This is a genomic window from Kribbella sp. CWNU-51 (assembly GCF_054073265.1).
In genome coordinates, this window is the sequence record NZ_JBSXMZ010000003.1 from 180,617 (window position 1) to 203,077 (window position 22,461).

Genomic DNA, 22,461 nt, shown 5'->3' on the forward strand with positions numbered 1-22,461 from the left:
GCTAGCCCTTCAGGCCGGTCGTGGCGATGCCCTCGACGATGCGGCGCTGGGCGAGGAGGAAGACGATGAACGTCGGCACCAGCGACAGCACCGACATGGCCAGCAGTTGCCCGTACGACGAGTCGCCGGTCGCGTCGACGAACCGCCGCAGAGCGACCGGTACGGTCTCGCTGCTGGGGTAGGACAGGTAGATCAGCTGGGCGAAGAAGTCGTTGTACGTCCAGATGAAGGTGAAGATCGAGGTGGTGATCAGCACCGGGCCCGTCAGCGGCAGGATGATCCGGCTGAAGATGCGGACCTTGCCGCAGCCGTCGATCATCGCGGCCTCGTCCAGCGTGCGCGGGATCGTGCGGATGAACTGGACCATCAAGAAGATGAAGAACGCGTCGGTGGCCAGGAACTTCGGCACCACCAGCGGGAGATAGGTGTTCACCCAGCCGAGGTGGAAGAACAGCACGTACTGCGGGATCAGCAGCGCGTGTGCCGGCAGCATGATCGAGCCGAGCATGATGCCGAAGAACACCTTCTTGCCGCGGAACTCCAACCGCGCGAACGCGTACGCCGTGAGCGTGCAGGCGATCACGTTGCCGGCCACCGCGAGTACCGCGATCAGCAGCGAGTTGAAGTAGAACCGGGTGAAGGTCGGATCGGTCGCGGTCCAGCCGGCGATGTAGTTGCGCGGGTCCAGCGAGCTGGGGAACGGGTTGAGCTGGGAGAAGATGTCGCGCTCGTCCTTGAAGGACCCGCCGACCATCCACAGCAACGGATAGACCATCACCACGGTGCCGGCGATCAACGCGAGGTGGGTCAGCCACCTCCGCCCGCGACCCCGGCGTACCGGGCTTTGCAGAAGAGTTGTCATCAGCGGTCCTCGTAGTAGACCCAGCGGCGGGCGAGCCCGAAGTTGATCAGCGTGAAGGTGGCGATGATCAGCAACAGCGCCCATGCCATCGCGGAGGCGTAGCCCATGTTCAGGTTCGTGAAACCCTGCTGGTACAGGTAAAGCGTGTAGAACAAGGTCGAGTCCGACGGTCCACCGCTGCCGCCGCTCACGACATACGCCGGGGTGAAGGCCTGGAACGCCTGGATGATCTGCAGCACCACGTTGAAGAAGATGATCGGTGTCAGCAGCGGCACGGTGACCGACCAGAACCGTCGCCAGGCGCTCGCCCCGTCCACCGAAGCCGCGTCGTACAGCTCCTGCGGGATCTGTTTGAGCCCGGCCAGGAAGATCACCATCGGCGAGCCGAACTGCCAAATGTTCAGCAGCACCAGCGTGTAGAGAGCCGTGTCGGGGTTGGAGATCCAGCTGCGGCCGGCGACGCCGAAGAACGCGAGGAAGCTGTTCAGGACGCCGTCGTCGTCGAACAGCTGGCCCCAGATCACCGCGATCGCGACGCTGCCGCCGAGCAGGGAGGGGATGTAGTAGATCGACCGGTACCACGCCATCCCCCGCAGCGGGCGGTTCAGCATCACGGCGACCGCCAGTGCGAATCCCAGCTGCAGGGGGACCGTCAGCGCGACGTAGATGAAGGTGACCTTCAACGACTGCAGGTAGCGCGGGTCGTCGGTGAACATCTTCACGTAGTTGCCGAACCCGTTCCAGGCGGGTGGCTGCAGCAGGTTGAACTTGGTGAACGACAGGTACAGGGACCCGAGCAGGGGCCCGGCCGTGAGCAGCAGCAGCCCGACGAACCACGGGGCCAGGAAGAGATAGGCGACCCGGTCACGTCGCCTGCTGGGTTTGGGCCGTGCTGCCGGGGTGCCGCCGGCCGGGATGCCGGCCGGCGATTCGCGGCCTGCCGGAGCAGAGATCTCGGTCCTCATGCTCATGGTGGCCTCCTCTCAGGGGCCTTCTTCACCGATGTAGAAGCGCGTCGGAAAAGTGCCGGAGCCTTCGGATCGGGCGACGTGAAGGACTCCGGCCGGTGGGCGGGGTTTACCGCTTGGTGGAAATGGTGTTCCACTACGCGAGAGGTTAGGACGCCGTCGGACGATGCGCAAGAGCGGAGTGCATTCGTATTCATAAGCCTGAAACAGCCGTCGCCCGCTAAGGTTCTCGCGCATGAGCTCCAGTGCGCGGTCGTCGTACCTGATGAGGGCGGGCCTGGTCCGCAACGTGCGGTCGGGGGAGCATCTGACCACCTTCGTGGTGGCCGGCGTGGCGACGGTGCTGGTCACCCGCCTGATCCTCAGCCTGAGCGGCTACCCGCAGATCGGCGGGAAAGGCCTGCACATCGCCCATGTACTCCCGGGCGGCCTGCTGATGCTGGTCGCGATCTCGCTGTTGCTCGGGTACGTCGGTCCCGTCGTACGGCCCGCGGCCGCACTGGTCGGCGGGATCGGGTTCGGCCTGTTCATCGACGAGGTCGGGAAGTTCATCACCTCGGACAACAACTACTTCTACCAACCGACCGCGGCGATCGTGTACGTCGTCTTCGTGCTGATCGTGCTCGCGACCCGGTTCCTCACCACGCGGCGGCCGATCGACCCACGCGAGCAACTGGCGAACGTGATCGACCACGCGGTGGAGGGTGTGGCGGGTGGTCTGTCCCGGCGCCGGCTGGCGCAGGCTTCGGAGGAGCTCCGCCAAGTGGGTCCGGACGTTGCCGGTCGCCGCGAGACCCGGGAGTTGCTGGCCGCGTGTCCGGCCGATGAGGTGGAGCTGGCCGCTCCGGTGGACGCCCTGCGGCGGACCGTCCTGCGTGGGTTCGACCGGCTGGCCACGCATCCGCTCGCGCCCGCGATCGCGGTCTTCGTCCTGATCGTCCAGGCGATCGGCGCGCCCGCGATCGCGGCCGGGATCCGGTTCGACAACGGGCTGGTCGCCGACATCCCGGTGCTCGGGGTGGCAGCCGGGAGCTTGCTGTCGGCAACGTTCACGGCGCGCGGTGCGTGGCAGCTGCGGAAGGGGAACCGGGTCCGTGCGGTCCGGCTGTTCGAGCTCGCGGTGCTGGTGTCATTGCTGATGACCCAGGTGTTCCAGTTCGCCGGGACGCAGTTCGCGGCGGTAGGCGGGATGTTGCTCGACCTGGTGCTGCTCGGGCTGCTGAAGGCCGAGCGCGACCGGATGCGGCGCAAGGCGACCGAGGTGACGGGGGCTAAGACGCAGCGACTGCCACCGGATCCTGATCAGCCTCCGTTCCCCCAGGATCCGTCGGCTCCGGTGTAGCTTTCCAGTTCTCGTGGCGGCCCATCAGCACCGGTGACATGGTCGCGACGAGGTAGACCGCCCCGGCCGCGAGCAGTGCGGGCGCCAGGCCGATGCCGGCGATCGCAGCACCCGCGACGATTCCGCCGAGTGGCACACCGGTCCAGCAGACCGCTTCAGCCAGTGAGTTGACCCGGCCGAGCATCTGTCGTGGGATCCGCTCGATGAACAGTGCACCGAGCACCGGGTTGATGAAGCCGGCTCCGACGCCACCGACGGCATAGACGGCCATGAGTGCCCAGACGGGAGCGTCGTACGCCATCACCACGAAGCGCGGCGCGCCACAGATCAGGAACGCCAGCGTGAAGACCAGCTTGCGCGGGATGCGCTCGCCGACGGCCGACGCCAGCAATGCGAACAGCGTGGCGGTCACACCGAACGACGTGAGGATCAGGCTGGTGTGCCCGGGGCCGAAGCCGTGGTCCTTGATCCAGACCGGCAGCAGTACGGCGCCGACTGCCGCGTCGAGCAGATTCGTCACGGCGATCATCAGGACCAGCGGCATCATCAGCTTGTCCTTGCGGAGGAACCGCCAGCCCTCCAGGAGGCGCCGGCCGTAGCCGTCCTCGGTCATGACCGTTTTCTCGTGGTGCTTGGGGATCCAGCGATAGATCAGTACGGCGCAGACGCCGAAGGACGCGGCGTCGATCCAGAGGGCGTTGACCGTGCCGACGAGCGTGATCAGGCCGCCGGCCAGTGCATACGCGAAGAAGCTGGCCAGGCGCTCCGTCGTACTCTCGAGCCCGGTCACCCGCTCCAACGGGACCTGTGCCGCCCGGGCGATGTCGGGGATCAGTGTCGCCTTGGCCGCATCGCCCGGACCGCGGAGCGCTCCTGCGATGGCTACCAGGACGAGGAGTACGGGAAACGACAACGCGCCCATGGTGTGGAGCAGTGGCACCAAACCTACGACGCCCGTACTGGCCGCGTCCGCGATCACACTGACCCGTCGTGCTCCCACCCGATCGATCAGCGGGCCGCCGACCGCCTTGACGAGGACGAGCGGCCCCATCTCCGCGAGCGCCACGATCCCGGTCTTCACCGGGGAACCGGTCGTGACCAGGACGAACCACGGGATGGCGATCGCACTGACCCGAGTGCCACAGATCGACACCACATTCGCCACCAGGAAAGCCACCAGCGGCGCCCGGTACCGCTTCTCCGCACCCACGTCCCTCACCTCACTGAGCGGGTCTCGCGCGGATACGCCTGGATCTGCACCGTCACATGCTCGGCCCCCTCGGGCAGCGGAGCCGTCAGATCCGGTGTCTTGTACTTCTCGAACACCGCCAGGACCTCACGCATCATCGCGGCCAGCTCGTCGGGCCGCAGATGGAAGAGGAAGTCCGACAGCAAACTCGCTTCCTGCCACTCGGGCGGCATCGTCTGCATCGCGTCGATGAAGCTGAACATGTTCTCGGCGTACGTCTGTCCGATCCCGTGCAAGAACCCCAGCGCCAGCTCAGGCTCCTGGTCCAGCAGTTCGGCCGCGTCGAACTCGGTCCCCTGGTGCGCCGCCTTCCACCAGCGGTCGCGCGCGTTGCCCCGGCTGTCGTCCTCCACCACGAGGCCCGCCTCGGCCAGCTGACGAAGGTGATAGCTGGTCGCGCCGGTGTTCACCCCGAGCCGGCCCGCCAGCGTGGTGGCCGTCTGTGGCCCGTAGACCCGCAGGAGGCCGAGCATCCGGTTCCGCATCGGGTGCGCCAGGGCGCGGACCAGGTGCCGATCCAGCCGGACGGTCTTGTCGTTCTTGTCCTGCGCGTTCCTGTCGCGGGGGGTCTCGTCGCCGGGCGTCTCGCTCATGCCGTCGATCGTAGGACTGCAAAGACAGTTTGCAAAGAGTTTTTGCAAACGAGTTGTGCGATTGGTTGTCCACAGGTTGCGAATCGATCGTCGGGGCGGGGTGGAATCGCGGCATCTTCTCCGGTGAGACAGGGACCGGGCGCGCCCCTCGAGGCCGCCCGGTCCGCACCATGAAACGGAGATCAACCCATGCTGCGAGTGATGCTCGAGGACGCCGACTACTGCGACGTCCCCGCCGACCTGATGACGTTCGACGACGGGGCGGTGGTGTTCTGGCGCGAGGGCGAGGAGGTCGGCCGGCACCGCCAGGCCCGGATCCGCTCGCTCGAGCTGATGGACCCCCGCTCGATGACCCGCAAGATCAAGGCCGCCCGCAAGAACCATCCGAACGCGTTCCGCCCGTGGTCCGCCGCCGACGAGGAGACCCTGACCGAGATGTACCGCAACGGCGCGACCAAGGACCAGTTGATCGACGCCCTCGGCCGCCAGGAGGGCGGCATCGCCACCCGCCTGCGCGGCCTCGGCCTCCTCCCGGAGGATGAGAAACTGCGATGAGCCCTCCCTCCACAACCGGCTGTGGGCGAGACCTCTTTGTGATCCGGCGGAGCGGTCGGCGACAATGGCGCGATGCAGGCAGAGGTGCACCCGGATCCCAGCGGCCCGGCCCTGGATCCGCGGGCCACGTCCGGCGATCCGGCCCCGGCGTCACAGCCGGAGCCCGGCGCGTGGGAGGTGATCCGGGCGGCGCTACTGGACCAGACCGGTCTCGTCCGCGCGCTCGCCTCCGGCCGTCGCCGCGGCGCGGAGGCACCGCACTATCTCCGGATCGAGCTCAGGTACGTCGATCTGAAAGGGCAGCGCCACCTGCAGATCACCGAGTACGACGAACGCCAGGCCCACACCCGCAACGTCGCGGCGTCAGACGCCGAGAAGGCCGTCGACGAACTGCTCGACCTGCCGTACGGGACGTGGCATGTCGAGACGACCACCGAGACACTGCGGCTGCGCTACACGAAGAAGGGCAGGGAGCTGCTGCACCGGCAGGAGGACAGCCGCGAGCAGGAGACCGGCCACGACCGGGTGAAGCAGCGCGTGCTCGACCCGGCCGCGCCCTTCCTGATCGAGCTCGGCATCAGCGACCACCAGGGCCGGGTGAAGCCGTCGCGGCAGGCGAAGTACAAGCAGATCGAGGAGTTCTGCAAGCTGCTCGCGCCTGCCTTGGACGAGGCTGTCTCGGCCGGCCGGATCACGACCGGCCGGCCGCTGCAGGTGGTCGACCTCGGCTGCGGCAACGCCTACCTCACCCTGGCCGCGTATCACCTGCTGTCCGCGGCCGGGCACGACGTCCGGATGACCGGCATCGATCACAACCCGGCCGCCCGGAAGCGGAACACCCGGGTGGTCGAGGCGCTCGGCTGGCAGGATCACCTGCGCTTCGTCGACGCGACCATCCAGGCCGCGGAGCTCGACGTACGTCCGGACGTCGTACTGGCGCTGCACGCGTGCGACACGGCGACCGACGACGCGCTGGCCCGGGCGGTCGGCTGGGAGGCTCCGCTGGTGCTCGCGGCTCCGTGCTGTCATCACGACATCCAAAAGCAGCTCAAGAGCGTCTCACCACCGGCGCCTTATGCGCTGATGACGAGATATGGCATCGTTCGTGAGCGGTTCGCCGACGTCCTGACGGATTCTCTGCGGGCGGCGGTGCTGAGGCAGGTCGGATACCGAGTGGAGGTCGTGCAGTTCGTGGACAGTCAGCACACCCCGCGTAACCTGCTGCTCCGCGCCGCCCGGACCGGTGCCAAGCCGACCGACGATGTGCGGTCCGAGTTCCAGACCTTGATCGCCGACTGGCAGGTCACACCGCGCCTGGCCCAGCTCCTGCTCCCGCCGGCGGGCGAGGCCGGACCAGGACAGGCAGCCGGCTCCGAGGTGATGCCGTGAGACAGCTCCGGACGGTACTCGCCCTGACCGCCGCGGCCCTCTTCACGCTCGCCGGCGCCGCCCTGCCCATCTCCGCGTCGGCCACCACCACCGCGGACCCGACCGCGCCGAAGAAGCTGTTCACGATCAAGGACGACCGGATCAAGGACCCGTCGGGGCTGGCGAAGAGCCAGAATTACGACGACCTCTACTGGACGGCGAACGCGACGACTGACAGCGTCCGGGTGTTCGGCCTCGACACCACCGGCAGGTTGAAGGTGGAGCTCGGGTTCAAGGCGCAGGTGCAGGACATCGAGGCGGTCGGGGTGGACCGCGACGGCACGATCTACATCGCGGACATCGGCGACAACAAAGTCAACCGGGACATGATCGAGATCTACACGATCCCGGAGCCGGCCTCGCTGAAGGACTCCGACAGCGTCAAGTACCACCGGTTCGACTTCACCTACCCTGACGGTCCGCACGACGCCGAGACCCTGCTGGTCGAGCCCGGGACGAACCAGCTCTACATCGTCACGAAGTCGACGAAGGGCACCGGCGCGATCTACGCGGCGCCACCGGCACCGACCCGCCAGGGCACGAACGAGCTCTCCAAGCTCGCCCCTGCCCCGTCCGGCGTGATCACCGACGGCACGTTCCTGCCGGACGGTCAGCGCGTCGTGCTGCGAACGACCCTCGACGTCGCCACCGTCGCGTGGGGCGACACCCCCACGGCGATCGCCCGCACCCCGGTCGCGTTCGGCCAGGGCGAGACCGTCGCCGTCGGCCCGACCGACACCACGGTCCTCGTCGGGACCGAGGGCACCAACTCGGCCGTCTACCAGGTCCAGGTCCCCGCGAAAGCCGCCGCGGCCACGCCCCCCGCGGCCTCCGCGACCCCCAAGCCCGCCAGCAGCGCCGACGCCAACAGCGACACCGGTAAGAACCACAACCTCCGCTGGATCCTCATCGGCGCCGCCCTCTTCGCCCTCATCATCACCATCGTCACCTTCCCCCCAGGCCGCCGCGAACGCCTCGACCGCATGGCCGAAAACGCCCGCCTAACCGGCCAAACCCCCCGCACCCCCCACCGCCGCTCCCACTCCTAACCCCGGCACCACGCACCACCCACCCTGGTCCGCGGCGCTGAGCCACAGCCGCTCACAGACGGTGCATTGCCTGGCCGCCGCGGTCAGGTGGGAAGCAACCTGCAAAGCACCGGCTGTGAGCTACCTGCACGGACGAGCGATGGCTGCGGCAGCTGCAGGTGATGGAGAGACAAACAGCCGCCGACCCCGGGCTGGGGTCGGCGGCTGTCGAGGGTGCGGCAGGTTACTTCAGACGGTCGACGACGAAGTCGATGGCTTGGGTGAGCTTTTCGACGTCGTCGGGGTCCACCGCGGGGAACATCGCGACGCGCAGCTGGTTGCGGCCGAGTTTGCGGTAGGGCTCGGTGTCGACGATTCCGTTGGCGCGCAGCGTCTTCGCGACCGCGGCGGCGTCGATCACGTCGTCCAGGTCGACGGTGCCGATGACGAGCGAGCGAGCGTCCGGGTCCTCGACGTACGGCGTCGCGTAGTCGGACTTCTCGGCCCAGGTGTAGAGCCGGGTGCTCGAGTCGGTCGTCCGGGCGACGCTCCACTCCAGGCCGCCCTGGTTGTTGATCCAGTCGGTCTGCTCCGCCATCAGGAACAGCGTGGCCAGCGACGGAGTGTTGTACGTCTGGTGCTTGCTCGAGTTGTCGATCGCCGTGGCCAGGTCCAGGAACGCCGGGATCCACCGGCCGGCCGCGGTGATCTCCTCGACCCGCGCCAGCGCGGCCGGGCTCATCAGCGCGATCCACAGACCGCCGTCCGAGGCGAAGCACTTCTGCGGCGCGAAGTAGTAGACGTCGACCTCGTTGATGTCGACCGGCAGGCCGCCGGCGCCCGAGGTGGCGTCGATCGCGACCAGCGCGCCCTCGTCGGCGCCCTCGACCCGCTTGACCGGTGCCATCACGCCGGTGGAGGTCTCGTTGTGCGGCCACGCGTACAGGTCGACGCCGGCCTCGGCGACCGCGACCGGGCGCGTGCCGGGTTCGGACTTCACGATGGTCGGGTCGGCGAGATGCGGCGCGAGCTGGGCGGCCTTGGCGAACTTCGACGAGAACTCACCGAAGCTCAGGTGCTGGCTCTTCTCCCGGATCAGCCCGAACGTCGCGATGTCCCAGAACGCGGTCGAGCCGCCGTTACCGAGCACCACCTGGTACCCGTCCGGCAGCTGGAACAGGTCGGACACACCCTGCTGCACCCGGGCCACCAGGTTCTTCACCGGGGCCTGCCGGTGCGACGTACCGAGCAGCTTGGCGCCCTCGGTCGCCAGCGCGGCCACAGCCTCCGGCCGCACCTTCGACGGCCCGGCCCCGAAGCGTCCGTCAGCGGGCTTGAGCTCTGCAGGAATCAGAATCTCGCTGGTCACCAGCGTTTCCCTTCGTCGTCTGCGTTCAGAAAGCCGACGACGCTGTCAGCGCACCCCATCCTCCCACACCCCCCGCAACCCCCACCCCCGGGTCTCATCCCAGCCACGCCGCTCGGGGGCCGGGGTGCGGAGGGGAATTGGGGCTACTCGTGTTTGCGGGTGATTGTTTGGGTGCCGGTCAGGAGGGCGACGGGGCCGTCCGGGGTGTCGGTCCACTCGCCGCACGCGCCGCCACCCTCGGCGACGTCGAGTGTCAGCTCGGACCCGTCCATCCGCAGCGCCGGGTGGTAGTACTGGGCGACCTTCTCGGCTTCGCCTTGGATGTAATGGCCGATGAGGGCTCGGCGGAAGCGGTCGGCGGTGACGTTCGGAGCGCTGCCGTGGACCAGAGCGCCGTGGAAGAACAGGACGTCGCCCGGCTCCATCTCGATGGGTACGGCGGCGTCCGCCTCAGGCAGCGGGACGGTGATGTCGGTGAAGCTGACCGTGGTGTCCGCCTTCTCGGTGCACAGGATCGGCCAGCGGTGGCTGCCGGGTACGACCTCTAGGCAGCCGTTCGCGCGGTCGACCCGGTCGAGCGCCATCCACGCCGCGACGCAGGTGCCGGGGTCGGCCTTCAGGTAGAAGTTGTCCTGGTGCAGCGCCTGCCCCCGCGAACCCGGTGGCTTGAAGTAGATCATCGTCTGCACCGCGTACGGCGACCTGCCGAGCAGCGCGGTCATCACCCGATCGATCCGCGGGTCGATCATCCACTGCAGCGAGGCGTCGTCCCAGCGGTGCATCTGTGCCATCCGCGGGTACCGCTTGAGCGGATCCCGGTCGGTCGCGGTGTGGCCGGCGAAGTCGTGTGGGTTCGTCCCACGGCGGCGCACCTCCATGTAGTGGTCCCGCAGCCGATCGACCTCGTCCTCACTCCACAGTCCGCGCACCAGCGTGTACCCGGTCTCGTCGAACTCCGCCTTGTACGCCGCACCGGTCTGCTCATCGATGTTGTACGAAACGCTCATCCACAACTCCCGCACTCGATCCGCCACTCACACAGGGACCGCCTACTCTGTCCCTGACACAGCAATTCTCCGACCGATCGCCGCTGGACGACCACGGACGATTCACGCGAGGTGTTGAACTTTTGTCGCATCACCCGGCAGTGCACGCGCCCTTGCGGATCACCCTGCTGTCACCGCCGACGTTCTGGCGCTGCGAGCCGAGCTGGTCCTGGACGTCGCGTCCGCTCCCGGACCATCTTTTGTGGTGCGTGCTGGACGGGCGTGGCCGGCTGGAGCTCAACGACGACCACCAGGAGTTGCGCCCCGGCGTCTGTGCGGTCTTCGCGCCGGGCGACGCCCCGCGGGCGACCCATGATCCGCGCCGGCGCTTGCTGGTGTTCGGCATGCATTTCGAGGTCGACCACCCGAGGGTCGCTCAGGATCCGCGGTGGGGCGAGGTGATGGATCGCGAGTTGCTCGGCGTACTCGCGCGCACCTGCGACGCGTCGTACCGGCGGCAGGACAGGTTAGGCGGGCGGCAGGCGGAGCTGTGTCTGGAGCACCTGCTCGGGGTGATCTGGGACGCGGTCCACAACCCCGGCCGGAGCGCGACCGACACAGCTGTGGACGAGGTGGCGCGGCAGATCCGGCAGGATCCCAGCCACGACTGGACCGTCACGGAGATGGCTCGCCGGGCCGCACTCTCCAGGGCCCAGTTCACCCGGAGGTTCGTCGCACAGCTCGGGATGTCGCCCGCGCAGTACCTGATCCAGTCCAGGATCGACCGCGCTCACCAGCTACTGACCGATTCAGGGATGACGGTCACCCAGACAGCCGCCGCCCTCGGCTACACCGACGTCCCGTACTTCAGCCGCCAGTACAAACAACGCACCGGCCGCTCGCCAAGCCAGGACCGGTGACTAGGACCGCCAGCGAGTCAGCACCTCGTCGAGTTGCGAGCGGATCTGATCGCGGGCGTCCTGCCGGCTGACGCCGGTCATCAGGAGCCTGTCGTAGGGCGTGTCCTCGTGGCGAATGGAGGCAACCACCGCGAGCGTGACCGCGTGCTCGTCGAGGGCCCGGCCGGCCGCCGATCTGCCGACCCGTCCACTGCTGCGGGTCCCGGCGTGCAGGGCGATCGCTGTGGCGCGCGACGCCGGGCAGGCGGGGAACAGACGCCGGATCTCGATGGCCAGCCGTTGCTGGAAGTCGACGTCCTCGATCGCACGCCGCTCCCGCGACCGTTCGCGCTGCCGCGCCCGGAGGTCCTCGTCGGCGAGGCACTGCTCCTCGGCGAGCTCCAGTGCGGCTTGCTCAACCAGGACGCCTTGGCGCTCGTACCGCTTCCGCGCCCGGCTCCACCGGACCACGACCGCCGACAGCGTGCTCGCCTTCCGCGCGCGCCGGGTCAGCGCGGTGTTGCCCGACGGCAGGAACACGAGGTGGTCGAGATCCGTACAACCGAGACAGTGCGGCGCGTCGTTCTCCAGACGCATCAGATCTGTCTCGGTCGTTCCACAGTCCGCGCAGGTGAACTCTTTCACTGGCGAGATGACCAGCAGGTCGTCCGGCTTCACGACCAAAGACCTTACGTCCGAAGGATGGTGGCCCATAACCCACACTTCTTCGGACGCAGGGGGAACTGATCACGCCCAGTCCGGGTTCCAGCCCTCGATGGAAGTGGCTGGGCGACTGGCGGGACCGGAGTAGATCGCCGACGGACGGATCAGGCGGCCGGTGCGCTTCTGCTCCAGCACGTGCGCGCTCCAACCGGCAGTCCGGGCACACGTGAACATCGACGTGAACATCGGCGGCGGCACCTCGGCGAAATCCAGGACGATCGCCGCCCAGAACTCCACATTGGTCTCCAGCACCCGGTCCGGCCGCCGCTCGCGCAGCTCTGCCAGCGCAGCCTGCTCCAACGCCTGCGCCACCTCGTAACGCGGTGCCGCCAGCTCCCGCGCCGTACGGCGAAGCACTCGGGCGCGCGGGTCCTCTGCCCGGTACACGCGGTGCCCGAAGCCCATCAGGCGCTCGCCCGCGTCCAGCAGACCCTTCACGTACGCACGGGCGTCGCCAGTGCGCTCCACGCCCTCGATCATCGTCAGCACCCGCGCCGGCGCCCCACCGTGCAACGGCCCGGACATCGCACCGACCGCACCGGACAACGCGGCAGCGACGTCCGCACCGGTCGATGCGATCACACGCGCGGTGAACGTCGACGCGTTCATGCCGTGCTCGGCCGCGGACGTCCAGTACGCGTCCACCGCCTGCACATGCTTGGGATCCGGCTCACCGCGCCAGCGGATCATGAACCGCTCGGTGATCGTCTTCGCCTTGTCCACCTCGCGTTGCGGCACCATCGGGTGCCCGATGCCACGAGCCGCCTGGGCGACGTACGACAACGCCATCACCGCCGCGCGGGACAGGTCGTCACGAGCCTGTACGTCGTCGATGTCATAGAGCGGCCGCAGACCCCAGGCGGGAGCCAGCATGGCCAGCGCGGACTGCACGTCGACCCGGATGTCGCCGGTATGGACCGGCAGCGGGAACGGCTCTGCCGGCGGCAGGCCCGGGGTGAACGCACCGTCGACCAGCAGGCCCCAGACCGCACCGAACGGCACCCGGCCGACGAGGTCCTCGATGTCCACGCCGCGGTAGCGCAGCGCCGAACCTTCCTTGTCCGGCTCGGCGATCTGCGTGTCGAACGCGACCACGCCTTCCAGCCCGTGCTGCACCTCGGTCCTCGGATCTGACATGCGACTCCCTCGTCCTCGTGGCGGCGCACCCCGGCCCACCAGAGACCGCGCGCACCGTTAGGCGCCCAGGCAGCATAGTTCTCGCCGGTAACCTCCGGACAGATCTGTGACCAGCTCGGCACGTCGGCACCGTGGACCGGTCGCGGGTCTACTCTCGACGCCATGGCCGCCAAGCCCAATCCCGCCCTCGGGCTCGTGCTCGGGATCATTGCCGGTTACGCCGCTGTCGTCGGTGCGTCGTACGCCGGCGCCCGGCTGCAGATCGCCCGCCAGGTCACGTTCGACAGCGTCGTCCGGCACGGTCTGCAATGGCTCGTGCTGTTGCTCCTCATCGCCACCGTGCTCGGCCTGCTGATGGCGGGCCGCACGATCGGCGCCGGTGTGATGGTCGGAGCCGGCGCCGTGATGGCCCTGGCCGGGCTGTTCGTCCAGGTGGCGCCGATCAACCGGGTGTCCGACCTGCTCAAGCTCTTCCAGGTGCCCGGCTCCAGTATTCCGCCGTACCTGCTGATGGACAGCTCCATGCTGTTCGTCGGAGTCGTGCTGCTCGTCGCCGGCATCGGTCGCTGGGCCGCGGACGGCAAGGCCACGAAGCTGGCGGGACAGCCGCAGGACTACCGCGGTCAGCAACCACCGCAGCAGTGGGGTGGGTACCCGGGCCAGCAGCAACAACCGCCGTACCCGGGCCAACAGCAGCAACCGCAGCAGTACCCGGGGCAGCCGCCGCGATAACTTTCTCCGCGGAGCCCGCATCAGGCTCTGCATGGAAACGCTGATCGCCTACACCTTCGCTCACGACAGCCTGGTGAGGGCTGCCGCGGGCCGCGCCCGCGTTGAGGCGTACTACGGCGACCTGTGGAACCACGAGGCCAAACACCAGGGGTACGACGGCAGCACGATCGGGCTGCACGTCTGGGACCGGTACGACGGCCACTGCTTCTGGCCGTCCTGGCACGACACCGGTGACCTTCGCGTCGCCAGCCTGCACACCCCACTCGGCTATCAACGCGTCGTCGGAGACGTCTCGCCGTACGACGCTCCTGGTCGGCTCGCTCAAGCGGTACGGCGTACTCCGGCCAGCTTCCTGGAATTGGCGCCACCGTTCACCATGGCGGTGCTGGACCCGGCCGAGGAACGGCTCGAGCTGTTCACCGACTCCATCGGCGTCGGCCGTCTCTTCCAGTTGCGGCTGTCCGACGGCTGGGTGTGGAGCAACCGACCCGTCGCCGCCCTGCTCTTCGCCGGTGTGCCGGCCACAGCGGCTCCACGCGGCTGGAGCTTCGCTGCGGCGTGCGGCTGGTTCATGGACGACAGCACGCCGTACGACGGTGTGCTGGCGGTGCCCGGGGCGACACACATCGTCGCGGACGGCAGCCGTCGGCAACGGACGGTCAGCCGGATCGAAACGACGAGTGTGTGGTCGACGGACAGTCCGGACACGGTGGAGGAGACCGCCGAGGCACTGCAGGATGTGGCGCGGTCTGTGGGACGACTGTGGCCCGGCAGACCTACTGTCGACCTCAGTGGTGGTCGCGACTCCAGAGTGGTGGCTGCGGCGTTCCTGGCCGCCGGTGTGGATCTCAAACTGAACAGCCACGACGCGGTGCCGGGTGAGGTCGAGGTGGCGGAGTCGCTCGTCCGGGCGTTGCCTGGCACGGTCGAGCATGTCGTCAGCCGCAAGCCCCCGGGCGGGCCGGTGCGGCCACAGCCGGTCAAGCCGCAGCCGCTCGAGCTGGTGGAGCGCGCGCGGCGCTGGCACCGGTACGCGGAGGGGCTCCGGCCCGCGAGCTACCTGTTCCACGCGCCGCCGAAGAACCTCACCGCGGTCGATCACCTCGCGATCGGCGGAGCCGGTGGTGAAGTTGCCCACGGCCACTTCTATCCAGCCGACGTACTGCAGCTCGACGAGCTCCCGCTGCAACGGAAACTGCATGCCTTCGGCAACCGCCTGCAGACCCGGCTGACGCCGACCGCGGGACCCGGCGAACCGGCCCGGGCAGCGGTGGGCGAGCAGATCGAGCGGGTCCTGCTGACCGCGGTGCACGGCGGGATCCAGAACGCGACCATGCTCGACTACTTCTACGTCGTCGAACGGCTGCGCAGGTGGGGTACGACGGGGGAGCGGAGCGGAGTCGTGTCGCCACTGCTGATCCCGGCGTTCGTCCGGGCCGCCTTCGCGCTCGATCCGGCGCACCGCGTCGACAACGCGCTCCACGGCGCGCTGGTCCGCCGCCTCGTCCCCGAGTGGGCCGACATCCCCTTCTTCAAGCCGACCGCGGCCGCACCGCGCCGCGTCCCGGCCAGAGTCCGCGCCCTCGCCGAGGCAGCCGACAGCGAACTCATCGAAGCGCTCCTCACTGACGTCGAGGGCTTCGACGCCCACGCTCTCAACACCTTGTGGGCCGCATCCGTAGCCGGCGCAAGCTCAGCCGCCGCCGAAGCCACCCTTCGCCAAGCTCTGTGGCGTGCCACCTTCGACGACCACCTCGCGGAGGTCAACCACCATCTTCCGACCGGCCCGCCACCGATCGTTCGAGTCGAGACACCCGTGCCGAAACCGCCCGTACGACGCCGTACCCGCAGCTCGCTGGTCCGCGCGTTGGCTCGCACCAGAATGTGGCGGGCCTACCGCCGCAGCAGGTTCGGACGTAAGTAGGCTCAGGGTGTGGATCTTGCGGAGATGCGGCGGGCGTACGGGCTAGGGGAGCTGCTCGAGAGTCAGGTGGATGCCGATCCGGTCGTGCAGTTCCAGACCTGGCTGGCGCAGGCGACCGAGGCCGGGCTGCCCGAGCCCAACGCGATGGTGCTCGCGACCGCGGACGCCGATGGGCGCCCGTCGGCGCGGACCGTGCTGCTGAAGCGGGTCGACGAACGCGGTTTCGTGTTCTACACCAACCAGCAGTCCCGCAAGGCCGACGACCTGGCCGCGAACCCACACTGTGCGCTGGTCTTCCCGTGGCACGCGATGGAGCGGCAGGTCCGCATCGAAGGAACCGTCACCAAGCTCCCCACCGACCAGGTCGACGAGTACTTCGCCAGTCGCCCGCGCGGGTCGCAGCTCGGCGCGTGGGCCTCGCAGCAGAGCCAGCCGGTCGAGTCCCGCGAGGAGCTCGACCTGCAGTACACGTCGTACGAGCGGCAGTGGCCGGAGGGCACGGACATCGCGACGCCGTACTTCTGGGGCGGCTATCTCGTCGAGCCGCTGGCGTTCGAGTTCTGGCAGGGCCGCACCGGCCGCCTGCACGACCGCCTGGCCTACCGGCGGACCAACTCGTCCGGCTGGGAGTTGCTCAGGCTCCAACCCTGAGGAGCCTCTGAGGTCTCACGGAACCCGTACTGCGACCACCACCGCACCAGCGGCTTCGGCGCCCACCAGTTGACCCGTCCGAGCAGCCGCATCGTCGCCGGCACCAGCAGCGCCCGCACGATGCTCGCGTCCAGCGCGATCGCGATTACCAGCCCGACCCCGATCATCTTCACGAACACGATGCCCGACGTCGAGAACGCGGCCACCACGATGATCAGCAGCAAGGCGGCGCTGGTGATGATCCCGCCGGTCCGCTGCAGCCCGAGCGCCACCGCCTGGGTGTTGTCGCCGGTCCGGTCGTACTCCTCCCGGATCCGGCTGAGCAGGAACACCTCGTAGTCCATCGAGAGCCCGAACAGTACGGCGAACAGCAGCACCGGATTGGTCGCGTCGAGGAACCCGGCCGAGGTGAAGCCGAGCACCCCGGACAGATGCCCCTCCTGGAAGATCCACACCATCGCCCCGAACGCCGCCGACAGTGACAGTACGTTCATCACCAGCGCCTTGGCCGGGAGTACGAAGGAGCCGAAGGCAACGAACAGCAGGACGAACGTGACCAGCACGATGAAACCGGCCATGTACGGCGCGCGCTCCTTCAGCACATGGAGCAGATCGATCACCGCTGCCGTCTCACCACCGACGTCGGCCTGCGTCCCGGCCGGCGGCGCGACCGCCCGCACGCTGTGCACGACAGCTCGCGCCGGCAGCTCCTGTCCGGTGTAGTGCGTGTGCACGACGACCGAGGCGACACCGTTCTGATAGCCACCGATCCGGACGTTGTCGACCTCGCCGATCTGCCGCAGCGACTCCAGGTACGGCGACAACGAAGCAGCCGGATCGGCAGGCGGCGACGAGAACCGCACGGCCACGAAGATGTCCGACCCACCGGCTCCGGCGAAGTCGCGCTGCAGTGTCTCGGTCACCGTTCGAGAGGTCGCGCCGGACGGCAGCGCTCGATGGTCGACGCCACCCAGTTGCGCCGACAGGAAGGGAATCCCGAGCACCAGCAGCACCGGGACGAGCACGAGCACATACCGCACCGGCCGCCGCATCACACTGTGGGCAAGGCGATACCACGCACCATGCTCGGTGGTAGCCCTCCGCTGCTTGAAGATCCGCAGGTTGTTCACCCGATGCCCCAGTACGGCGAGCAGCGCGGGCAGTGCCGTCAACGCCGCGATCATCGCGACCACGACCGCGGCGGCACCGCCGTCCGCCATCGAGCGCAGGAACATCACCGGGAACAGCACCAGACTGCTGATCGCGACCCCGACCGTCACTCCGGAGAACGCGACCGTCCGCCCGGCCGTCGCCATCGTCGCCGTCAGCGCCGTCTCCACATCATTGCCCTTGGCAAGCTCCTCGCGGAACCGGGTGATGATGAACAGCGCGTAGTCGATCGCCAGCCCGAGCCCGATCATCGTGACGATGTTGATCGAGAAGATCGACACGTCGGTGACCGCCGACAGCCCGCGCAGCAGCACGAACGCGCCCAGGATCGCGAGCGCGCCGACGAACAGCGGCAACGACGCCGCGACCAGACCGCCGAAGACGACCACCAGCAGCACCAGCACGATCGGCGTCGAGATCGTCTCGGCCCGCACGATGTCGTGCTCGGTCTGCGTGTTCACCTCGTCGAACACCGCGATCTCCCCGCCGACCTTGGCGTCCAGCCCGGGTGGCGCCGTCCGGAGCAAGGCGTCGATCCGGTGGAACGTCGCCAGCCGGGCCTCCTGATCCGCTCCGGCCAGCGTGAGTACGGCGTACGTGCTGTGCTGGTCCTTGGACATGAACACCGGGGACTTGGTGTTCCAGTACGTCTTGGTGCCGGTCACGTCGGCGACCGGCAACCCGGACAGGTGACTCTCGACCGACTGCCGGAAGGCGGGATCGGCCACCGTCTTCGCGCCACCGTCGTACAGCACGATCACGTCGGTGCCGGTGCGGCCGATGTTCTGCTCGATCGTGGCGACCGCGTGGGCGGCCTCGGTGTCCGGCGCGTCGAAGCCGCCGTTGGCCAGCGAGCCGAACACGCCGGTGCCCCAGGCCAGCCCGAGGACGACGAAGACTCCGGTCAGGGCGAGCACCAGACGGCGGCGCCGATACGTGAAGTGGCCGAGCGTCTCGAACACGAATCTCTCCCCAGGGCGTAGATTTGAGCGGTCAGGGCCTGAGTGAACAGCGTTAACTGTTAACGGTGTTAACTCTAGACACCTGCCCTACGGCCATGTCAAGGAGAGTTTTTCGGTGGAGTTCGGTGCGAGCCGGCGGGACCGGCAGCGGGCAGCGACGCTGGCGGACATCAAGGCGGCCGCCCGCCGGTTGCTGGTCAGCGGTGGCGCGGCCGCGGTCGGCCTGCGCGCCGTCGCCCGCGAGCTCGGCCTCACCCCGCCGGCGCTCTACCGGTATTTCCCGAGCCACGAGGCACTCATCGGCGCGCTCATCGCCGACCTGTACGACGAGCTGACGACGGCTCTGGTGGAGTTACAGAGCACCGACGAGGACGTCGATCTGGGCGCCCGGCTGTATCTGCTGGCCAATGGGTTTCGGGACTGGGCGCTGGCGCATCCGTCCGAGTTCGCGCTGCTGTTCGGCACCGCGATGCCGAACCCGTACGACGAGGATCACGCGGACGCCCCCGGGCAGCAAGCGGCGATGCGGTTCGGTGCCGTGTTCAAGGAGCTGGTGGCGCAGATCTGGCACTGGAAGCCGTTCCCGTACCCGCCCGACGAGGCGCTCGGCCCGGCGCTGGTCGCCCAGCTCACACAGGAGTCGGAGCACTTCCATGGCATGCCGCCCGGAGCGATCTACCTGTCGCTGACCTACTGGACCAGGCTGTACGGCCTGATCTGCATGGAGGTCTTCGGCCAGCTGGACTGGGTGCTGCCGGATGCCGCCGCCTACTTCGAGGCTCAGCTCTTCGAGATCGGGCAGGCCCTGGGTCTCGACTGCCCGCTACCTGAGCAGTAGGAGGGCAGTAAAAAGCCCGCGGGCGCTTCCAGAACGCGACCGGGTGGCCGAAACTCTGGGTCAGGCGGACTGACCTGACTGCCCGCGGGCCCGGTGGCTGGCGTTGAATTGGCCGACCCCGGTTCAACGCAATAAAGCGCTGTCCCACTTAACTAGTGGTTGGCGGTCAACCCGCCGCCACCTCACGAGTCCGATAGCAATTCATGCGTTGGACCACCTCCCTTCGCGTGTACTGCGAACTTACTGTCCCCTGGTCCCAGGTTCAACCGGTTTTCGCCCACGGATGAACGACAATCGGAGCCATGATCAGACTTGGTCTCCCGGTGATCGTGCTGTTGGTCGGAACCGGCTGGTTCGCGTGGGCGTCGTACCGCCGGGCCGCCCTGGCAGAGCAGGCCCTGGCCGAGGTCAACGCCGAACATCGGGCGCTGATGCACGAGGTCAGGACGCTGGAACGGGCGGTCGCGGCTGCCGAGCAGGGCCTGCGTACGCTCAGCTCGCATCCGTCGGTGCCGCGGGACGTCGCGGTCACCGCAGACCTGACTCTCGCCGACATCCGGCGACTAGTTGATCGCAAGGAGCTCGACGACTGATGGCAAAACTGGGGAACGCCGCCGCGGCGATCAGGCCGAAGGGTGGTGGCAGCGTCAAGGCGAAGGTGATCGGCGGCATCGTCCTCGTGGTGATCGTGATCATCGTGCTGGCCGGCATCTTCAACTTCGCCAGCACCGACACGAACCGGATCGGCCTGCACTACGGCGGCGGCGTGGTCGAGGCCAAGAAGTTCAAATCGATCATCCCGCCCGGCTCGACGAACAAGCTGATCGGCCCGGGCGACACCTTGTACACCTACCCGATCGACCAGCGCTCGTACATCATCGGCGGTGACGCCGCCGACACCGACGCGGCCGACGAGGTCACCGTGGTCAGCAAGGACAACGTCCGGCTCGGCGTCCGGGTCCAGGTCTACTTCACGTTGAACCGGGACAAGGACGTGATCAAGTCCTTCCACGAGCGGATCGGCCTCAAGACCGAGGCGTACGAGGAGAGCGGCTGGAACGACATGCTGCAGAGCTACTTCCGCCCGCAGATCGACCGGGCGCTGGCCGCGGTCGCGACGAACTACGGCTGGGCCGAGCTCTACAACAACGAGTCGAAGAAGGCCACCTTCCAGACCGCGGCGGCCCAGGAGTTCACCCGGCTGCTGCCGGCCGCCGTCGGCGGCGACTACTTCTGCGGACCGTCGTACAACGGCAGCAACGACTGCGGCGAGCTGTCGTTCACGATCCAGAAGCCGACGCCGCTGGACAAGGGCATCATCGACGGCCTGGAGGCCAAGCAGCGCGCCGAGCTGGCCAAGGCCACCCAGGAGCAGAAGAACCAGCAGGTCAACGTCGAGCTGCAGTCGGTCAAGCAGCAGGTCGCGATGCTCGGGGCGCAGGGCTACCTGCTGAAGACCGCGATCGAGTCGGGCAAGATCCAGTTCATGGTCATCCCGCAGAACGGCAACGTCAGCATCCCGGTGCCGACCACACCGACCACCCCCACTACGACCGAACAACCGCGCTGACCCATGAACGGCCTGCCGTCACATCTCGAGCTGGTGCAGGGCGTCGTGCTGCCCAAGCCGGTCGGCATGGACCCGGTGCTCGACTTCGTCAACACCCGGTCCGACTGGACCACCCGTGGCCCGGCCCGGACCGAGTGGCTGACGTCGTACGAGGCCTTCCTGATCTGGACCTCGTACGTCGGCCGGTTGCGGCCGGCGACCGTGTTCCGGCTGATCGAGCAGGCCGGCGGCAGGCCGACCGAGGCGGCGCGGCGACTGAACGCGACGCTGGAGTTCAGGGTCGACCTGTACGACGTCCTGACCGGCGAGGCGACCGATGGGTCGTTCGAGGCGGTGGCGCGGGTGATCGAGCGGGCGTCCGGGCGGCGGCGTCTGGTGCCGACGGACGAGGGCGCCGGGTGGGAGCTGCCGGAGGATCTCGCCCAGCCGCTCGACCACCTCGCGCTGCTCGCGGGTGAGCTGCTCACCGGTCCGTCCCGGGCACACGTGCGCGTGTGCCCGGGGGAATCGTGCGGCTGGCTGTTCCTCGATCCGCGCGGACGCCGTCGCTGGTGCTCGATGGCCACCTGCGGCAACCGCGCCAAGGTCCGCGCCCACGCCGCGCGCACCCGCTAGTTGAAGGCCGCTGGGTCGACGGTGATCCAGGTGTGCCGGGCGCGGGCGAGTACCCGGCCGTCGGCGTCGTACAGGGTGCTGGCGGTGAAGGTCTTGCGGCCGTCCTCGCCGAGGTAGCGGCCGAGCGCGACACACTCCTCGCCGGCCTGGGGCCGCGCGTCGATGCAGGCCGTCAGCTGCCCGAGGACCGACGGGCGGCCCTCCAGGTCGATCGTCCAGCCGCCCGGACAGTCCAGGGCGGACCACAGGAAGATCTCGTCGACCAGCCCGTCGTGGCGCGCCAGGTCGGCGGCCGGCTTCCAGGTGCACGCCGTACGCCCGTCGCCGACCGGCCCCGGCTTGAGCTGCAGACCGCGTGAGTTGGCCGGCCCGCACACGAAGCACGTCGGGAACGGGTGATCCGTGAGCCCGCGGTACGCCGCCTCCGCCACCCGGGCCTCTTCCGGCAGGACCGGATCGATCGTCGCGTCCGCGAGGAAGTCGCCGTCGACCGGCACGGCCTGGGCCACCAGGCTGTCCGCATCCAGCAGCCGCGCGCCGTCGGCATCCGCGGTCAGCTCCAGCTCCTTCTCCAACGGCGGCGGCATCCGCAACGTCACCTTCGGCACCATGTCCGGCCCGATCTTCCCGGCCAACGCGGTTCCCACCAGACCGGCGACGTACCCGCCGTTGCCCGACCGCTCCGGTCCTTGAAACCGCCGTTCGATCCGCACCAGATTCATGGGCCCCGACCCTAGTACCAGTCACGCACGCCGACCGCATGGCGACGGATTGTGATCGCGACCGGCGGAGCCGCTCTCCGGCCGAAGATGCTGACGAAGAGGAAGTGTGAGTGCCCAGAACCGTGGGAAGGAAGGAGT

Annotated in this window: 22 protein-coding genes; 12 read left to right on the top strand and 10 right to left on the bottom strand. The window is 68.4% G+C overall.

The annotated features are described in order from the left end of the window. Window position 1: 1 nt before the first annotated feature. Complete coding sequence (locus ACXC9Q_RS01940; RefSeq protein WP_457054719.1) at window positions 2-862, bottom strand: carbohydrate ABC transporter permease; 861 nt, start codon at window positions 860-862, stop codon at window positions 2-4. Beyond that, on the bottom strand, window positions 862-1,833 hold the full coding sequence (locus ACXC9Q_RS01945) for a carbohydrate ABC transporter permease (protein WP_457054720.1): 972 nt from the start codon (window positions 1,831-1,833) through the stop codon (window positions 862-864). The genes ACXC9Q_RS01940 and ACXC9Q_RS01945 overlap by 1 nt, the downstream gene beginning before the upstream one ends. A gap of 232 nt (window positions 1,834-2,065) precedes the next feature. On the opposite strand from ACXC9Q_RS01945, the gene ACXC9Q_RS01950 reads away from it, so the two are divergent. Continuing rightward, window positions 2,066-3,172 (top strand): hypothetical protein, encoded by a 1,107-nt coding sequence (locus ACXC9Q_RS01950; protein ID WP_457054721.1) that lies wholly within the window; start codon window positions 2,066-2,068, stop codon window positions 3,170-3,172. On the opposite strand, the gene ACXC9Q_RS01955 is transcribed toward ACXC9Q_RS01950, so the two are convergent. Together ACXC9Q_RS01955 and ACXC9Q_RS01960 are read right to left on the bottom strand one after the other, a co-directional pair. Then, the gene (locus tag ACXC9Q_RS01955) at window positions 3,102-4,382 is read right to left on the bottom strand and encodes an MFS transporter (RefSeq protein WP_457054722.1); all 1,281 of its coding nucleotides are present in this window, start codon (window positions 4,380-4,382) and stop codon (window positions 3,102-3,104) included. The genes ACXC9Q_RS01950 and ACXC9Q_RS01955 overlap by 71 nt on opposite strands. A gap of 5 nt (window positions 4,383-4,387) precedes the next feature. Further along, entirely contained in the window at window positions 4,388-5,014 is a 627-nt protein-coding gene (locus ACXC9Q_RS01960) for a helix-turn-helix domain-containing protein (protein ID WP_457054723.1), read from the bottom strand. A gap of 189 nt (window positions 5,015-5,203) precedes the next feature. On the opposite strand from ACXC9Q_RS01960, the gene ACXC9Q_RS01965 reads away from it, so the two are divergent. The 3 genes from ACXC9Q_RS01965 (at window position 5,204) to ACXC9Q_RS01975 (ending at window position 8,046) form a co-directional block, all read left to right on the top strand. Continuing rightward, on the top strand, window positions 5,204-5,569 hold the full coding sequence (locus tag ACXC9Q_RS01965; RefSeq protein WP_405069114.1) for a hypothetical protein: 366 nt from the start codon (window positions 5,204-5,206) through the stop codon (window positions 5,567-5,569). A gap of 72 nt (window positions 5,570-5,641) precedes the next feature. Continuing rightward, window positions 5,642-6,958 (top strand): class I SAM-dependent methyltransferase, encoded by a 1,317-nt coding sequence (locus ACXC9Q_RS01970; protein ID WP_457054724.1) that lies wholly within the window; start codon window positions 5,642-5,644, stop codon window positions 6,956-6,958. Next, window positions 6,955-8,046, top strand: coding sequence for a hypothetical protein (locus tag ACXC9Q_RS01975; protein ID WP_457054725.1), 1,092 nt, complete (start codon window positions 6,955-6,957; stop codon window positions 8,044-8,046). Before ACXC9Q_RS01970 ends, ACXC9Q_RS01975 begins: the two co-directional genes overlap by 4 nt. Before the next feature lie 223 nt (window positions 8,047-8,269). Here the strand turns inward: ACXC9Q_RS01975 and serC are convergent, their stop codons facing one another. Then, window positions 8,270-9,394 carry a phosphoserine transaminase gene (gene serC / locus ACXC9Q_RS01980; RefSeq protein ID WP_457054726.1) on the bottom strand — a complete coding sequence of 375 codons (1,125 nt, stop codon included), beginning with the start codon at window positions 9,392-9,394 and terminating at the stop codon, window positions 8,270-8,272. Between the two features lie 143 nt (window positions 9,395-9,537). Then, window positions 9,538-10,401, bottom strand: a complete 864-nt coding sequence (locus ACXC9Q_RS01985; protein ID WP_457054727.1) for a phytanoyl-CoA dioxygenase family protein — start codon at window positions 10,399-10,401, stop codon at window positions 9,538-9,540. Between the two features lie 140 nt (window positions 10,402-10,541). On the opposite strand from ACXC9Q_RS01985, the gene ACXC9Q_RS01990 reads away from it, so the two are divergent. Further along, on the top strand, window positions 10,542-11,300 hold the full coding sequence (locus ACXC9Q_RS01990) for a helix-turn-helix domain-containing protein (RefSeq protein WP_457054728.1): 759 nt from the start codon (window positions 10,542-10,544) through the stop codon (window positions 11,298-11,300). Here the strand turns inward: ACXC9Q_RS01990 and ACXC9Q_RS01995 are convergent, their stop codons facing one another. Further along, window positions 11,301-11,957 (bottom strand): DUF2293 domain-containing protein, encoded by a 657-nt coding sequence (locus ACXC9Q_RS01995; RefSeq protein WP_457054729.1) that lies wholly within the window; start codon window positions 11,955-11,957, stop codon window positions 11,301-11,303. A gap of 69 nt (window positions 11,958-12,026) precedes the next feature. Beyond that, complete coding sequence (locus ACXC9Q_RS02000; protein WP_457054730.1) at window positions 12,027-13,139, bottom strand: citrate synthase 2; 1,113 nt, start codon at window positions 13,137-13,139, stop codon at window positions 12,027-12,029. A 162-nt stretch (window positions 13,140-13,301) separates the two neighbouring features. On the opposite strand from ACXC9Q_RS02000, the gene ACXC9Q_RS02005 reads away from it, so the two are divergent. The 3 genes from ACXC9Q_RS02005 to pdxH are packed head-to-tail and all read left to right on the top strand — an operon-like array spanning window position 13,302 to window position 16,446. Beyond that, entirely contained in the window at window positions 13,302-13,871 is a 570-nt protein-coding gene (locus ACXC9Q_RS02005) for a hypothetical protein (RefSeq protein WP_457054731.1), read from the top strand. Between the two features lie 31 nt (window positions 13,872-13,902). Beyond that, the gene (locus ACXC9Q_RS02010; protein ID WP_457054732.1) at window positions 13,903-15,795 is read left to right on the top strand and encodes a hypothetical protein; all 1,893 of its coding nucleotides are present in this window, start codon (window positions 13,903-13,905) and stop codon (window positions 15,793-15,795) included. A gap of 9 nt (window positions 15,796-15,804) precedes the next feature. Then, the gene (gene pdxH / locus ACXC9Q_RS02015) at window positions 15,805-16,446 is read left to right on the top strand and encodes a pyridoxamine 5'-phosphate oxidase (protein ID WP_457054733.1); all 642 of its coding nucleotides are present in this window, start codon (window positions 15,805-15,807) and stop codon (window positions 16,444-16,446) included. Here pdxH and ACXC9Q_RS02020 read toward each other — a convergent pair. Beyond that, a complete protein-coding gene (locus tag ACXC9Q_RS02020) occupies window positions 16,395-18,578 on the bottom strand; it encodes an MMPL family transporter (protein WP_457054734.1) in 2,184 nt (727 codons plus the stop codon). The two genes, pdxH and ACXC9Q_RS02020, sit on opposite strands and share 52 nt — an antisense overlap. A gap of 115 nt (window positions 18,579-18,693) precedes the next feature. Between ACXC9Q_RS02020 and ACXC9Q_RS02025 the strand changes: the two genes are divergently transcribed. The 4 genes from ACXC9Q_RS02025 (at window position 18,694) to ACXC9Q_RS02040 (ending at window position 21,601) form a co-directional block, all read left to right on the top strand. After that, a complete protein-coding gene (locus ACXC9Q_RS02025; protein ID WP_457054735.1) occupies window positions 18,694-19,416 on the top strand; it encodes a TetR/AcrR family transcriptional regulator in 723 nt (240 codons plus the stop codon). 302 nt (window positions 19,417-19,718) lie between these two features. Further along, entirely contained in the window at window positions 19,719-20,009 is a 291-nt protein-coding gene (locus ACXC9Q_RS02030; RefSeq protein WP_457054736.1) for a hypothetical protein, read from the top strand. Continuing rightward, window positions 20,009-20,986 carry an SPFH domain-containing protein gene (locus tag ACXC9Q_RS02035; protein ID WP_457054737.1) on the top strand — a complete coding sequence of 326 codons (978 nt, stop codon included), beginning with the start codon at window positions 20,009-20,011 and terminating at the stop codon, window positions 20,984-20,986. The genes ACXC9Q_RS02030 and ACXC9Q_RS02035 overlap by 1 nt, the downstream gene beginning before the upstream one ends. Window positions 20,987-20,989: 3 nt before the next feature. Continuing rightward, window positions 20,990-21,601, top strand: a complete 612-nt coding sequence (locus ACXC9Q_RS02040) for a CGNR zinc finger domain-containing protein (RefSeq protein ID WP_457054738.1) — start codon at window positions 20,990-20,992, stop codon at window positions 21,599-21,601. Here ACXC9Q_RS02040 and ACXC9Q_RS02045 read toward each other — a convergent pair. Beyond that, window positions 21,598-22,323 carry a PaaI family thioesterase gene (locus ACXC9Q_RS02045; RefSeq protein WP_457054739.1) on the bottom strand — a complete coding sequence of 242 codons (726 nt, stop codon included), beginning with the start codon at window positions 22,321-22,323 and terminating at the stop codon, window positions 21,598-21,600. The genes ACXC9Q_RS02040 and ACXC9Q_RS02045 overlap by 4 nt on opposite strands. Window positions 22,324-22,461 lie beyond the last annotated feature (138 nt).